14 protein-coding genes are annotated in these 14160 nt (G+C 72.0%); 8 read left to right on the forward strand and 6 right to left on the reverse strand.

Features of this window, described 5'->3' with window-relative positions; translation table 11 throughout:
- Positions 1-9: 9 nt before the first annotated feature.
- A complete protein-coding gene (locus AB8A24_RS02510) occupies positions 10-501 on the reverse strand; it encodes a carboxymuconolactone decarboxylase family protein (protein ID WP_369474465.1) in 492 nt (163 codons plus the stop codon).
- Between the two features lie 47 nt (positions 502-548).
- Between AB8A24_RS02510 and AB8A24_RS02515 the strand changes: the two genes are divergently transcribed.
- Entirely contained in the window at positions 549-1952 is a 1404-nt protein-coding gene (locus AB8A24_RS02515; RefSeq protein WP_369474467.1) for a PLP-dependent aminotransferase family protein, read from the forward strand.
- Between the two features lie 111 nt (positions 1953-2063).
- Here AB8A24_RS02515 and AB8A24_RS02520 read toward each other — a convergent pair whose 3' ends face one another.
- Positions 2064-2885 (reverse strand): hypothetical protein, encoded by an 822-nt coding sequence (locus AB8A24_RS02520; RefSeq protein WP_369474612.1) that lies wholly within the window; start codon positions 2883-2885, stop codon positions 2064-2066.
- Between the two features lie 116 nt (positions 2886-3001).
- Between AB8A24_RS02520 and AB8A24_RS02525 the strand changes: the two genes are divergently transcribed.
- Positions 3002-3304 carry a hypothetical protein gene (locus AB8A24_RS02525; RefSeq protein ID WP_266381027.1) on the forward strand — a complete coding sequence of 101 codons (303 nt, stop codon included), beginning with the start codon at positions 3002-3004 and terminating at the stop codon, positions 3302-3304.
- A gap of 8 nt (positions 3305-3312) precedes the next feature.
- The gene (locus AB8A24_RS02530) at positions 3313-4515 is read left to right on the forward strand and encodes a glutathionylspermidine synthase family protein (protein WP_328961999.1); all 1203 of its coding nucleotides are present in this window, start codon (positions 3313-3315) and stop codon (positions 4513-4515) included.
- A 16-nt stretch (positions 4516-4531) separates the two neighbouring features.
- On the opposite strand, the gene rocD is transcribed toward AB8A24_RS02530, so the two are convergent.
- Complete coding sequence (gene rocD / locus AB8A24_RS02535; RefSeq protein WP_266381022.1) at positions 4532-5737, reverse strand: ornithine--oxo-acid transaminase; 1206 nt, start codon at positions 5735-5737, stop codon at positions 4532-4534.
- Between the two features lie 254 nt (positions 5738-5991).
- Between rocD and glyA the strand changes: the two genes are divergently transcribed.
- The 4 genes from glyA (at position 5992) to AB8A24_RS02555 (ending at position 10395) form a co-directional block, all read left to right on the forward strand.
- Entirely contained in the window at positions 5992-7260 is a 1269-nt protein-coding gene (glyA, locus tag AB8A24_RS02540; RefSeq protein WP_369474470.1) for a serine hydroxymethyltransferase, read from the forward strand.
- A gap of 298 nt (positions 7261-7558) precedes the next feature.
- The gene (gene trpS, locus AB8A24_RS02545) at positions 7559-8572 is read left to right on the forward strand and encodes a tryptophan--tRNA ligase (RefSeq protein WP_328961997.1); all 1014 of its coding nucleotides are present in this window, start codon (positions 7559-7561) and stop codon (positions 8570-8572) included.
- A 97-nt stretch (positions 8573-8669) separates the two neighbouring features.
- The gene (locus AB8A24_RS02550) at positions 8670-9284 is read left to right on the forward strand and encodes a 2'-5' RNA ligase family protein (protein ID WP_328961996.1); all 615 of its coding nucleotides are present in this window, start codon (positions 8670-8672) and stop codon (positions 9282-9284) included.
- A gap of 199 nt (positions 9285-9483) precedes the next feature.
- The gene (locus AB8A24_RS02555) at positions 9484-10395 is read left to right on the forward strand and encodes a YihY/virulence factor BrkB family protein (protein ID WP_328961995.1); all 912 of its coding nucleotides are present in this window, start codon (positions 9484-9486) and stop codon (positions 10393-10395) included.
- 74 nt (positions 10396-10469) lie between these two features.
- Here the strand turns inward: AB8A24_RS02555 and AB8A24_RS02560 are convergent, their stop codons facing one another.
- From AB8A24_RS02560 to AB8A24_RS02570, 3 genes are all read right to left on the reverse strand, one after another.
- Positions 10470-10898, reverse strand: a complete 429-nt coding sequence (locus tag AB8A24_RS02560) for a hypothetical protein (protein ID WP_328961994.1) — start codon at positions 10896-10898, stop codon at positions 10470-10472.
- 58 nt (positions 10899-10956) lie between these two features.
- On the reverse strand, positions 10957-11853 hold the full coding sequence (locus tag AB8A24_RS02565) for a hypothetical protein (RefSeq protein WP_369474473.1): 897 nt from the start codon (positions 11851-11853) through the stop codon (positions 10957-10959).
- 284 nt (positions 11854-12137) lie between these two features.
- Positions 12138-13379, reverse strand: coding sequence for a D-alanyl-D-alanine carboxypeptidase (locus AB8A24_RS02570; protein WP_328961992.1), 1242 nt, complete (start codon positions 13377-13379; stop codon positions 12138-12140).
- Positions 13380-13500: 121 nt separating this feature from the next.
- On the opposite strand from AB8A24_RS02570, the gene AB8A24_RS02575 reads away from it, so the two are divergent.
- Positions 13501-13812, forward strand: a complete 312-nt coding sequence (locus AB8A24_RS02575) for an SCO4848 family membrane protein (protein WP_369474475.1) — start codon at positions 13501-13503, stop codon at positions 13810-13812.
- The last annotated feature ends 348 nt before the right edge of the window (positions 13813-14160 follow it).

A 14160-nucleotide genomic window follows, 5' to 3' on the forward strand; every position in this document is an offset into this window, starting at 1 on the left:
CGACCGGTCCTACTTGTACATGCCCGGCTTGTAGTGGCCCGGCACCATGCGGGTGGTGACGCCGATGCGGTTCCAGACGTTGATCGTCGCGATGACGGCGATCAGCTGGGCGAGCTCGCGCTCCTCGAACTGCTCGGCGGCCTTCTCGTAGACCTCGTCGGGCACGAAGCCGTCCGTCAGGACGGTGACGGCCTCGGTGAACTCGATCGCGGCGAGCTCCTTCTCGGTGTAGAAGTGCCGGGACTCCTCCCAGGCGCCCAGTTGGACGATGCGCTCGACGCTCTCACCTGCGGCGATCGCGTCCTTGCTGTGCATGTCGAGGCAGAAGGCGCAGTGGTTGATCTGGGAGGCCCGGATCTTGACGAGCTCGACCAGGGCGGGGTCCAGACCCTTCTTGGAGGCGAGCTCCAGGGCGAGGACCGCCTTGTAGACCTCGGGGGCGAGCTTCGCCATGTGCATGCGCGGGGTGTGCTCGGGGGCGTGTTCGTGTGTGGTCGTCATGTGATCGACCCTAGGAGTCGGGCGGCCCGCCGATATGGTCCATATCCATGACGGAATCGTGGGCCACTTTCGGCGCCGACCTGCACCTGCAACTGGACCTCACCGCCAAACGCGGCCTACGGGCCGGACTCACCGAGGCCCTGCGCGAGGCCGCGCGCGGCGGCCGGCTGGCGGCCGGGACCCGGCTGCCGTCGTCCCGCTCCCTCGCCGCGGACCTGGGCATCGCCCGGAACACCGTCGCCGAGGCGTACGCCGAGCTCGTCGCCGAGGGCTGGCTGACGGCCCGCCAGGGCTCCGGCACCCGCGTCGCCGAACGGGCCCGGCCGCGCCGGCCCGCGGCCGCCGCCCCGGTACGGCGCCCCGCGCGCAAGGGGCCCGCGTACAGCCTGATCCCCGGCTCCCCGGACCTGGGCGGATTCCCGCGCGCGGCCTGGCTGTCGGCGGCCCGGCGGGCGCTGATCGACGCGCCGAACGAGGCGTTCGGGTACGCGGTCGACCCGCGCGGCCGGATCGAGCTGCGGCAGGCGCTGGCGGGCTACCTTGCGCGGGCGCGCGGGGTGTACGCGGACCCCGAACGGATCGTGCTGTGCGCGGGCTTCCTGCACGGGCTCACGCTGCTGGCGGGCGTACTGCGGGCGCGGCGGGTACGGGAGGTGGCGGTGGAGGGGTACGGGCTCGACTTCCACCGGGACCTCCTGGTGCGGGCGGGGTTGCGGACGCGCCCGCTGGGCGTGGACGCGGAGGGCGCCCGGACGGGGGAGTTGACCGCGACGGCGGGCGCGGTGCTGCTGACCCCGGCGCACCAGTTCCCGACGGGCGTGGCCCTCACCCCGGCGCGGCGGGCGGCCGCGGTCGACTGGGCCCGGACCACGGGCGGGCTGATCCTGGAGGACGACTACGACGGGGAGTTCCGCTACGACCGCCAGCCGGTCGGCGCGCTGCAGGGCCTGGACCCGGACCGGGTGGTGTACCTCGGTACGGCCAGCAAGTCCCTGGCACCCGGGCTGCGGATGGGCTGGATGGTGGTCCCGCCGGGGCTGCTGGAGGAGGTGCTGGACGCCAAGCGGCCCACGGAGTGGGCGTGCGGCGCGCTGGACCAGCTGACGCTGGCGGAGTTCCTCACCTCCGGGGCGTACGACCGGCACGTGCGCGGGATGCGGCTGCGGTACCGGCGGCGCCGGGACGAGCTGGTGGCGGCGGTCGGGGACCGGGTCGGCGTGTCGGGGATCGCGGCGGGGCTGCACGCCGTGCTGGACCTTCCCGGGGGGACGGAGCGGTCGGTCCTGCAGTCGGCGGCGTGGCAGGACCTGGCCCTGCACGGGCTGGGGCGGTTCCGGCATCCGGAGGCGGTCGCGCTGCCCGCGCGGGATGCGGTGGTCGTGGGCTACGGGACGCCGTCGGACAGCGCGTGGTCCCCGACGCTGGCCGCCTTGGCCGCAGCGCTGCCGTGACCTGCGGCGCCGTTGCGGGGGCGCTGCCCCCGGACCCCCGCGCCTCAAACGCCGGCGGGGCTGAAAGGCGGCGCGGGGTTCGGGGCGGAGCCCCGGCACGGCGGGCCCCGGTCATCGCTCCGCCGGGGCCGACGGTTCGCCGAAGCGGGCCAGGGCCAGGGAGCCGGCTACCGCTACCACGAAGCCCGTCACCGCCAGCCAGGCCAGGCCCTCGCGGGTGCTGTCGCCGAGCCAGACCACGCCCACCACCGCCGGGCCGATCGTCTCGCCGAGGACCATGCCCGCCGTCGCCACCGTCACCGAGCCGCGCGCCAGGGCCGAGGTGAGGAGCAGGAAGGCCGCGCCGCCGCCCAGCAGGAGGGCGTACAGGGCGGGGTTGCGCAGGTCCCAGGGGGAGTCGATGAGCCGTACCGAGACCTCCACCACGCCGAAGCCCGTGCCCGCCGCGAGGCCGAGGACCAGTGCCCGCGGCCCGTCCGGGAGCCGGCCGGCGACCACGCCGACCAGCAGCACCAGCCCCGCCACCGCCAGCAGCCCCAGCTTCAGCGCGAGCGACCCGGTCCCCGTGCCCTCCTCCCCGGCGGACAGTCCGAGCATCAGCAGCCCCGCACACACCACCGCCACCGCGGCCCACTCGGTCCGGGACAGCCGCACCCGCAGCAGCCGCGCCGCGACCACCGCCGTCACCGCCAGGCTGGCCGCCAGCGCCGCCCCCACCGCGTAGATCGGGACGTGCCGCAGGGCGATGATCTGGAGCACGAAGCCGGCTCCGTCGAGGCCCAGACCCGCCAGATACCGCCACTGCCGGACGGCCCGCAGGAACAGCGCCGTGTCCACCCCGGACCCGGTGCCCGGCTCCGCCGCCCGCGCCGCGACCGCCTGCAGAACCGACGCCGTACCGAAGCAGACCGCCGCACCGAGCGCGCAAATCATCCCAATGAGCACGAAGCGACTCTAGGTCACGGATCTCACAGCGGCCGGATTCCATCGGCCGGTGACCCCGCTCTACTCTGTCGGCAGTACGCGAGGCCCCAGGGGGAACAGCAGACATGGACAGCAGCAGCACCAATCAGCGCCGCATGCGCTCCGGAGCCGTCGCCCTCGGAGGCATGGGCCTGCTCGCCGCCACGCTCGTGGCCTGCGGCAGCAGCGACGATCCGGACAAGCGCTGCGCCTCCCGTTCCACGTTGCAGCACTTGAACAACAAGGAGTGCAAGAGCGGCGGCACCGGCGCCTACTACTACGGCGGCTACGTCAGCGCCGGCAAGGTCTCCGGCGGCAGCTTCGACAAGTCCGCCGTCACCCGCGGCGGCATCGGCGGCCACTCCAGCTCCGGCTCCAGCGGCGGCTGACCGAGACGATGCAGCGGCACACCATCGAGCCCCGTCCCGACTGGCAGAAGACCGTCGAGGAGCAGGGTCTGATCTATCCCCTGACCCGCTACCCCGACGACTCGCTGCGCCCCTACTGGGACGAGAGCGCGTACTACTCCTTCTCGCTCCCCGAGGTCGAGGCCCTGGAGAACGTCGTCGAGGAGCTGCACGCCATGTGCCTGGCCGCGGCCGCGCACATCGTCGAGCACGACCGCTTCGCCGACCTCGGTATCACCGACCCGAAGCTGGCCGCGCTGATCGCCGAGTCCTGGCGGCGGCGCGCCGAACAGCCCTCCCTCTACGGTCGTTTCGACCTGCGCTACGACGGCAGCGGCAGCCCGGCCAAGATGCTGGAGTACAACGCCGACACCCCCACCTCCCTGGTGGAGGCGGCCAGTCCGCAGTGGTTCTGGATGGAGGAGCGCTTCCCCGGCGCCGACCAGTGGAACTCCCTCCACGAGCGCCTCGTCGACGCCTGGCGGCGCCAGGCCGAGCTGCTCCCGCCCGGCCCGCTGCACTTCGCGCACTCCGAGACCGACGAGCTCGGCGAGGACCTGATGACGGTCGCCTACCTCCAGGAGACCGCCGAGCAGGCCGGCCTGGACACCCAGGCGCTCTCCGTCGAGCAGATCGGTTGGGACAGCCTGTCCGGCCGGTTCGTGGACGAGAAGCTCCGCTTCATCCGCTCCTGCTTCAAGCTCTACCCGTGGGAGTGGCTGGCCACGGACGAGTTCGGCCCGCAGGTCCTCGGCACGTACGACCACGGCGGCGGCTCCGGTTCCACCTGCTGGATCGAGCCGCTGTGGAAGATGCTGCTGTCCAACAAGGCGCTGCTGGCGATCCTGTGGGAGCTCTTCCCGGAGCACCCCAACCTGCTGCCCGCCTACCTCGACGGCCCGCGCGAGCTCGCCGAAGCCGGGTCCACCGGCTACGTGGCCAAGCCCCTCCTCGGCCGGGAGGGCGCGGGGGTCACCCTGCACGAGGCGGGCGAGGGCGCGGAGCCGTTCGTACCGGAGGAGGGGGAGCGGTACTGCTTCCAGGGCCTGGCCCCACTGCCCGACTTCGACGGAAACCGGGTGGTGCTCGGCGCGTGGGTCGTCGAGGACGAGGCGGCGGGGCTCGGCATCCGGGAATCGGCGGGGCCGGTCACGGACGAGTACGCCCGCTTCCTGCCCCACGTCATCCTCTGACCGATACGGACGGGACCTACGCGCCGAGCACCGACCGGAGCTGGGCGAGGCCCCAGTCCAGGTCCTCCTTGCTGATCACCAGCGGCGGGGCGATCCGGATCGTCGACCCGTGGGTGTCCTTCACCAGCACCCCGAGTTCCATCAGCTTCTCGGAGATCTCCCGGCCGGTGCCCCGCGAGGGGTCGACGTCGACGCCCGCCCACAGTCCGCGGCCGCGTACGGCGGTCACCGCGCCGCCGCCGACCAGCAGGTTGAGTTCGCGGTGCAGGTGCTCGCCCAGCTCGGTGGCGCGGCCCTGGAACTCGCCGGTCCGCAGCATCGCGATCACCTCCAGGGCGACGGCGCACGCGAGCGGGTTCCCGCCGAAGGTGGACCCGTGCTCCCCGGGCCGGAACACCCCGAGCACGTCCCGGTCGGCGACGACGGCGGAGACCGGCACCACGCCGCCGCCGAGCGCCTTGCCGAGGATGTAGACGTCCGGGACGACCCCCTCGTGCTCGCACGCGAAGGTCCGGCCGGTGCGCCCCAGCCCCGACTGGATCTCGTCCGCCATGAAGAGGACGTTCCGCTCGCGGGTCAGCTCCCGTACGCCGCTCAGGTAACCGGCGGGCGGCACCAGCACCCCCGCCTCGCCCTGGATCGGCTCCAGCAGCACGGCCACGGTGTTCTCGGTGACGGCGTGGGCCAGCGCGGTCAGGTCCCCGTACGGGACGATCTCGAAGCCCGGTGTGTACGGGCCGAAGTGGTCACGGGCCTCGTGGTCCGTGGAGAAGGAGACGATGGTCGTGGTCCGCCCGTGGAAGTTGTCCGCGGCGACCACGATCTTGGCGTGCCCGTCCGGGACGCCCTTGACCTCGTAGCCCCACTTGCGGGCGGTCTTCACCGCCGTCTCCACGGCCTCCGCCCCCGTGTTCATGGGGAGCACCATCTCCTTGCCGCACAGCGCGGCGAGCTCGGTACAGAAGTCGGCGAAGCGGTCGTGGTGGAAGGCGCGCGAGGTGAGCGTGACCCGTTCCAGCTGGGCGCGGGCGGCGTCGATCAGACGGCGGTTGCCGTGCCCGAAGTTGAGGGCCGAGTACCCGGCGAGCATGTCGAGGTATCTGCGGCCCTCGACGTCGGTCATCCAGGCGCCTTCCGCGGACGCGACGACCAGGGGCAGCGGATGGTAGTTGTGCGCACTGTGGGCGTCCGCGGCGCGGATGGCATCAGCAGTTGTCGACACGGGGTCTCCGATCGTCCGTCCGGCGCGGTGAGCGCCGGTGCAGCGGTGACGAGGGTGGCGTCACCTTCTTATCGTCGCTCGTATCCCGGACGCAGAAACCTCTCTCCCGGCGCGCCCGCTAAGGTGTCAGGTACGCACGGCGACTGGCGTACGGGGAACCAACTCCGGGGGAGTCGTGCGCGCTCGACCGCATACAGGGCCGCTCGCCTGGGCCTCGCGGGGTACCGATCACATCGACCCCGGAGGAGCCCGCCATGTCCGCGAGCCGCCATCCCGCCCTTCTCTCCACCGACCCCGAGCTGGCGTCCTTCGTCGCGGCGGAGGAAGTGCTGCAGGCGCAGACCCTGCGTCTGATCCCCAGCGAGAACTACGTGTCCGCGGCCGTCCTCGAAGCCTCCGGCACCGTGCTGCAGAACAAGTACAGCGAGGGCTACCCCGGCCGCCGCTACTACGAGGGCCAGCAGAACATCGACCGCGTCGAGGCGCTGGCGATCGAGCGGGCCAAGGGCTTGTTCGGGGTGGACCACGCCAACGTGCAGCCGTACTCCGGCTCGCCCGCCAACCTCGCCGTGTACCTGGCCTTCGCGAAGCCGGGCGACACCGTGATGGGCATGGCCCTGCCGATGGGCGGGCACCTCACCCACGGCTGGGGCGTCTCGGCGACCGGCTCCTGGTTCCGGGGCGTGCAGTACGGCGTCCGGGCCGACACCGGGCTCATCGACTACGACGCGGTGCGCGACCTGGCCCTCGCCGAGCGGCCCAAGCTGATCTTCTGCGGCGGTACCGCCCTGCCGAGGACCATCGACTTCGCCGCCTTCGCGGAGATCGCGCGGGAGGCCGGCTCGATCCTGGTCGCCGACGTGGCCCACATCGCGGGCCTGATCGCGGGCGGCGCGCACCCGTCCCCGGCGGACCACGTCGACGTCGTCTCCACCACCACGCACAAGACCCTGCGCGGTCCGCGGGGCGCGATGCTGATGTGCCGCGAGGAGCACGCGAAGGCCATCGACAAGGCGGTCTTCCCGGGCCTGCAGGGCGGCCCGCACAACCAGACGACGGCCGGCATCGCGGTGGCGCTGCACGAGGCGGCCCAGCCGTCCTTCACGGCGTACGCGCACCAGGTCGTCGCCAATGCCAAGGCGCTGGCCGCGGCGCTGCTGCAGAAGGGCTTCGACCTGGTCTCGGGCGGTACGGACAACCACCTGATCCTGATCGACCTGACCGGCAAGGACGTGCCGGGCAAGATCGCGGCCAAGGCCCTGGACCGGGCGGGCATCGTCGTGAACTACAACACGGTGCCGTTCGACCCGCGCAAGCCGTTCGATCCCTCGGGCATCCGCATCGGGACGCCGTCGCTGACGTCGCGGGGGCTGTCCACCGAGCACATGCCGCTGGTGGCCGACTGGATCTCGCGCGCGGTCGACGCCGCCGCGAAGGGCGATGAGCAGGCCCTCGCAGCGATCCGGGCCGAGGTGACGGACCTGATGGCGGCCTTCCCGGCCCCGGGGCTCCCGCTGTCCTGACCTGCGGCCCGGCTGCCGGGGCCCCGCCCCGGACCCCACGCCTCGAACGCCGGCGGGGCTGGATTTCCAGCCCCGCCCGGCGTTCGAGGCGCGGGTGCGGGCGGGGCCCGCGGAGCCCCGCGCAGCGGTGTCGGCCCGCCCCGTCCCGGAACGGAAAGCGGTCGCTCGGCCGGGGTTGGATCCGGACGATCCGCTACCGCCCGGTACCCCGGAGCCGTAGGGACCGGGTCGCCGCGACCCGGAGGGATCCGGCCGACGGCGGGCCCGAGCCCGCCCCCGCACCTGAGAGAATGAAGCCATGGCTTCTGATCGTCCTCGCGCGCTCTCCGGCATCCAGCCCACCTCCGGCTCGTTCCACCTCGGGAACTACCTCGGAGCCATCCGCCAGTACGTCGCCCTGCAGGAGACGCACGACGCCTTCTACATGGTGGTCGACCTGCACGCGATCACCATGCCGCAGGACCCCAAGGACCTGCGCGCGAACACCCGGCTCTCCGCGGCGCAGCTGCTGGCCGCCGGCCTGGACCCCGAGCGCTGCACCCTCTTCGTCCAGAGCCACGTGCCCGAGCACGCGCAGCTCGGCTGGGTCATGAACTGCATCACCGGCTTCGGCGAGGCCAGCCGGATGACCCAGTTCAAGGACAAGTCCGCCAAGGGCGGCGTCAACAGCGCCAGCGTCGGCCTCTTCACGTACCCGATCCTGCAGGTCGCCGACATCCTGCTGTACCAGGCGAACGCGGTCCCGGTCGGCGAGGACCAGCGCCAGCACATCGAGCTGACCCGCGACCTGGCGGAGCGCTTCAACCAGCGCTACGGCTCCACCTTCACCCTCCCCGCCGCGCACATCGTCAAGGAGGTCGCGAAGATCTACGACCTCCAGGACCCGGCGATCAAGATGTCGAAGTCCGCGTCGTCCCCCAAGGGCCTGATCAACCTCCTCGACGAGCCCAAGGTCACCGAGAAGAAGATCAAGAGCGCGGTCACCGACACCGAGGCCGAGATCCGCTTCGACTCCGAGAAGAAGCCCGGCGTCAGCAACCTGCTCACGATCTACTCCACCCTCTCGGGCGAGACGATCTCCGAGCTGGAGGCCAGGTATGAGGGCAAGGGCTACGGCGCGCTGAAGACCGACCTGGCCGGCGTGATGGTCGATTTCGTCACACCGTTCAAGAAGCGGACCCAGGAATACCTCGACGACCCGGAGACGCTGGACTCGATCCTGGCCAAGGGCGCGGAGAAGGCCCGCGCCGTCGCCGCCGAGACGCTCGCGCAGGCCTACGACCGCCTCGGTCTGCTGCCCGCCAAGCACTGACGAACGCAACTACGGACAGAGAGCCCTGGCACGAACGGGGGTGCTGCCGCCACACTGGGGCGGCAGCAGTCCACAGCGACAAGCGGAGGAGAGATACGTGGGGACCGTAACGCTCGGCGTTTCGATCGCGGTCCCGGAGCCGTACGGCAGCAAGCTCCAGGAGCTGCGCGCGGGCTTCGGGGACGCCGCCGCGCACGGCATCCCCACGCATGTCACCCTCGTCCCGCCCACCGAGGTGGAGGCGGACCGGCTCCCCGCGATCAGGGCCCACCTGGTCGAGGTCGCCGCCGCCTCCCGGGCCTTCCGGATGCGGCTGGCCGGCACGGGAACCTTCCGCCCCCTCTCGCCGGTCGTCTTCGTCAGGATCGCCGAAGGGGCCGCGGGCTGCACCCGCCTCCAGAGCGAGGTCCGCGACCCCCAGGGGCCGCTCGACCGCGAGCTGGCCTTCCCGTACCACCCGCACGTCACGGTCGCCCACGGGATCTCCGAGGAGGCGATGGACCTGGCGTTCACGACCCTCGCCGACTACGCCGCCGAGTGGGTCTGCGCGGGCTTCGCCCTCTACGAGCAGGGCTCGGACGGGGTCTGGCGCAAGCTGCGCGAGTACCCGTTCGGGAGCGGACCGAACTGTGTCCCGGCGCAGGCGGGCTCACCCGCCGACCACGCAGCCGGGGGCGCCGGGGGCGCCGGGGCGACCGTACCGCCCTCCTGACGGAGCGGGCGCGGGGCCAGGGGCCGCAGGGCCAGGGTGAGCCGGGCGATGCGCCGGGCACGGAACCTCAGCCTTCGCAGGACCAGGGTGTGGAACGGGCGACCCGTAGGGCGCGTTTCGGGAAAAGTCACAATCGACGACCGTAGCCGCCAGAACCGACAATCCCGGCTATTTCCGGCGGCTGAATTACGGTGACCCCATGGACTGGCTGACGAAACTCCCGGTGATCGGGCCGCTCGCGTCCCGTCTGATGCGGACGCACGCGTGGCGTTCGTACCAACGCCTCGACCGCGTCCACTGGACCCGCCTCGCCGCCGCCATCACCTTCATCAGCTTCCTCGCCCTCTTCCCGCTGATCACCGTGGCCGCCGCCGTCGGCGCGGCGCTGCTCAGCCCCGAACAGCTGGACCGGCTGGAGAAGAACCTCTCCGAACAGGTCCCGGGCATCTCGGACCAGCTCGACATCGAGGGGCTCGTCGACAACGCCGGCACGGTCGGTCTCGTCGCCGGTGCCCTCCTGCTGCTGACCGGTGTCAGCTGGGTGGGCTCCATGCGGGACTGCCTGCGCGCTGTGTGGGAGAAGGACGACGAGGACGACGGGAACCCGTTCGCCCGCAAGGGCAAGGACGGGCTCGTCCTGCTCGGCCTCGGCGGGGTGGGCCTGGCCTCCGCCGCCGCCTCCATCCTCGGATCCAGCGCCGTCGGGAAGACCGCCGACTGGCTGGACATCCCGCGCGAGGGCGCGGGCGGCGCGCTGCTGCGCACCTTCGCCTTCCTCGTCGGCGTCGTGGCCGCCTTCCTGCTGCTGCTCTACGTCCTGACCCTGCTCCCGGGCGTCGACCCGCCGCGCGGCCGCCTGATCCAGGGGGCCCTCATCGGCGCGGCAGGCTTCGAACTGCTGAAACTGCTGCTCAGCGGCTATATGCGGGAGGTCGCCGCGAAGAGCATGTACGGAGCCTTCGGCGTGCCGATCGCCCTGCTGCTCTGGATCAACTTCACGGCGAAGCTGCTGCTGTTCGTCGCCTCCTGGACGGCCACCCGCGATGACGCGGACGGCGACGGCGCGGAGGACCCTCCCCCGGGCCCTCCGGCCGCCGCCCGCCCGGCCTGAACGCACCGGTGGAGCACCGGTGGCGCATCGGTGTGGGGCCCGACACGCCACCGGAGTACCGTCGGCGGGACGCTCTACCAGGTGCCGTTGCCGCAGCCGTACACCCACCGGTGCGAGGCGGCGTTGTCGTGGACCGCCTTCCACTGACCGCTCGCGTCGCCGTTGCGGGTCCAGTTGAAGGTCTGCGCGTTGTTGCGCAGGTTCCATTCGGTGCCGTAGCCGATGCAGGCGTAGGCGCCGGTGTTGTTCTCGTTGTAGTAGATGTTGACGTGGTCGCGGCCGCCGGCGCTGCCGCTGTTGCGGACCCAGTCGACCTTGTTCTTGACCTGGTACGGCCAGTCGTTGGAGTTTCCGGCGTTCTGGTAGAGGTAGTTGTAATCGTCCGAGTAGGCACAGAAGTTCGTGTAACCGCAGCCGCCGTCGGCCTGCGCCGCGGTCGGAACGGCCACCACCGCCGTACCGGCGATCGCGAGTCCCGCGAGGAGCGTCCTGAGCTTGTTCATGTGGGGTCCCTCCCAGTAGTGCCGTGCGAGGTTCACCGCCGGTCGGCGGTACGCGATGTCAGCTCCCGGCGTGCCGGGCGACCACATCGCGAGCTGTGGGCAGGGCCGCCACCTGCATCCGCCGCATGGCGTCGAAGGCGGCCCCGTGCTCGGCGCGGATCATGTCCGAATAGCGCCGGTGCAGGTCCTGTGCGGTGTCGGCGAGGCCGGTCGAGCGGGCGCACTCGGCCTGGGCGGTGGCCATCGGTACGTCCTCGGCCTCGGCGGCCGGGCCCTTCCGTGCCAGTTGCTCGTCGCGCTGCCGGACCGGGTGTTCGGCCGGGAAACCGCGCCGGCCCACGCACTCGCTCCAGCCGGCCAGCGCCGTCCGGAACGCGGGGTCCTGGCCGACCCGGCCGGTGCGCACCGCGCCGAGCTGCTTCACGGTCTCGCTCGCGCCGAACCAGAGGCGTACGTCCCCGTAGAGCTGCCGCCAGGACGCGGTGATGCAGCCCCGGTCGCTGTGGCTCAGCGTGCCGCCGCCCGGGTTCTCGACGGCCAGCCCCTTCGCGTCGGGTCCCATGAGTGCCACCCCCAGAGCCTCCAGCCGCTCCGGGGGGAGTCCGCTCCGGTACCGGGCGCGCGGGCCCGCCGCCGCCTCCTCGTCCAGCCGGCGTTCGATCCGGCGCCCGAAGCCGTGGCCGCGGGCCCAGTCCACGTCGTCGACGCCGTACGGGAAGTCCCGGAGGTCCGGGTGCGCCACGCGCGGGACCGGCCAGTACGAGAACCCCTGCGCCCGCATGCACTCCTGTACGAGCAGTTCCCCCGCGGTGTGGAGCAGGTCCAGCTCGGCGGTCTCCAGGGCGCGCGCCGGGGCCGGCTGCCCGGCGCCGTCCGCCGGGAGCGCGGTCCAGGCCGCCACGGCGAGCAGCGTGCCGCAGGCCACCGCGACGACGGCCGACCATCTCCTGCGCATGGCAGGACCCCCTTCCCGCCGGCTCGATGCCGACGGGAGCGAGCAAACCCTGCCGAAGTCCTGTGGTGAACCTGTGAGTTGATAGGTGGTGCGGGTACCGGAACCGGGCTAGGTCGTCTCTTCCGGATCTTGCCGGGCCCGGCCCGCCCGGCACGGCACCTCGCCGCGTTGTCGGGACACCCGAGTACGTCCGGTACACGGGCGCCCCTCCGCCTTGCGAGGCACCGCACCGGACGACCCGGGCTTCACCCGACAAGATCCGGAAGAGACGGCCTAGGCCGGACTCAGATCAGCTCTTCGCCCCGGCCGCGGCGGCCCCGGGGTCGGCGGCGGTTGAACACGAAGGCGCCGCCCGCCAGTACGGCCAGCGCACCGCCCGCGACACCCAGCGCGGTGCCCGCACCGCCGCCCGCGTCCTTGCCGGCCGCCGACGGGTCGTTCTCGTGCGACTGGGCCGGGGAGCCGTGCGAGGAGGTGTCCGCGCTCTTCGGCGGCACCAGCTCACCCACCGGCTTGACCTTGCCGGTCGCCGCGAAACCCCAGTCGAAGAGCGCGGCGGTCTCCTCGTAGACCGAGTTCGCGCCGGCCGCTCCCGGGTTCATCACCGTGACCAGCAGCTTCCGGTCGCCCTGCTGCGCGGCCCCGGTGAAGGTCGAGCCCGCCATGGTGGTGTTGCCGTTCTTCACCCCGGCGATGCCCTTGTAGGGGGAGATGCCGCCGGCGCCCGTCATCAGCCGGTTGGTGTTCTGGATCTCGAAGTGGTCCCGCGGCTTCCCGGGCTCCTGCAGTCCGGGGAACTTCGCGCTCACCGTGCCGCAGTACTCCCTGAAGTCCTGCTTCTGCAGTCCGGAGCGGGCCACGAGCGTCAGGTCGTACGCGCTCGACACCTGCTCCGGGGCGTCGTACCCGTCGGGGGACACCACGTGCGTGTCCAGGGCCTGCAGCTCCTCGGCGTGGGCCTGCATGTCCTTGACGGTCTTCTCGACGCCGCCGTTCATGGCCGAAAGTACATGCACGGCGTCGTTCCCCGACCGCAGGAACACCCCGAGCCACAGGTCGTGGACGGAGTACTCGTGGTCCTCCTTGACCCCGACCAGGCTGCTGCCCGGGCCCACGCCCTCCATGTCCTTGTCGGTGACCTTGTGGACCTGATCCTTGGGCAGGGTCGGCAGCACCGTGTCCGCGAAGAGCATCTTCATGGTCGAGGCCGGGGGCAGCCGCCAGTGCGCGTTGTGCGCGGCCAGCACCTCGCCGGACTCCGCGTCCGCCACGATCCAGGACCGCCCGGTGAGGTTCGCCGGCAGCGCGGGCGCGCCCGGCAGCAGGTTCACCTGGGTCCCCGGCTGGCCGAGCAGGGATCCGCCGACCGTGGACATCGAGACGGGTGGTGCGGGGGCCGGGGCCTTGGCCGGTTGGCCCTTCGCGTCGGCCGGCGGGGTCGGCGCGGCGTGCGCGGGGGCCACCAACATCGTGGGGACCAGCAACGCGGCGGAAAGGACCGTCAGCGCGGTCGTCTTGGCAGACACGCAGGTGAAAGTACATCCCGATGACCTGGAGGACGCATCGGACCGGCCAATTCGAGGCAACCACCCCCGGGACAGCCCACCCCGGCGCGTCCGTCCTGGGGACGAATCGGATACTGAAGGCATGAGACTCAGCCGTACCGCCTCCTGGTTCCTGCTCGCCTTCGGGGTGTGGAGCTGGTTCATCTGGGTGTCTTTCGTCCGGAACCTGTGGAAGAACGGCAGTGGCCTTGCCTTCGATGCGGCGGGCGACCCCACTTCCTACTTCTGGGTGCACCTGACGCTCGCGGTGACCTCCTTCCTTCTGGGGACGGCGGTCGGTGTGCTCGGGTTGCGCAGCGTTCTCGCCCTGCGGCGTGAATCACGTACGGAACGTTCCGACGGGGCCGACGGGGCCGACCGTGCGGGCCGTCCGGATAAGGACACCTCGGCATGACGATCCTGGTCTTCGTCCTCGTCGCGTCGGCGGTCTGCGCGCTGCTGGTCCTGGTCCACCGCTGGCTCTGGATCCGCCTGGTCCGCGACACCACCACCCCCGGCGGTCGGACCCGGCGCATCGGCACGGCCTTGGCCATCGCCCTGCCCCTCCTCTCTGTGGCCGCGCTCACCACGGGTCGCGCGGGCGCCCCCTTCTGGCTCCAGCAGACGGTGGCGTGGCCCGGGTACCTCTGGCTCGCGGTACTCCTGTACCTGACCCTGACGATGCTGGTCGCGGAGCCGATCCGCGCGCTGTCGCTACGCCGTCCGGCCCACCGTGATTCCACCGGAGCGGTGGCCGAGCGGC

The organism is Streptomyces sp. BF23-19 (assembly GCF_041106355.1).
GTDB lineage: Bacteria > Actinomycetota > Actinomycetes > Streptomycetales > Streptomycetaceae > Streptomyces > Streptomyces virginiae_A.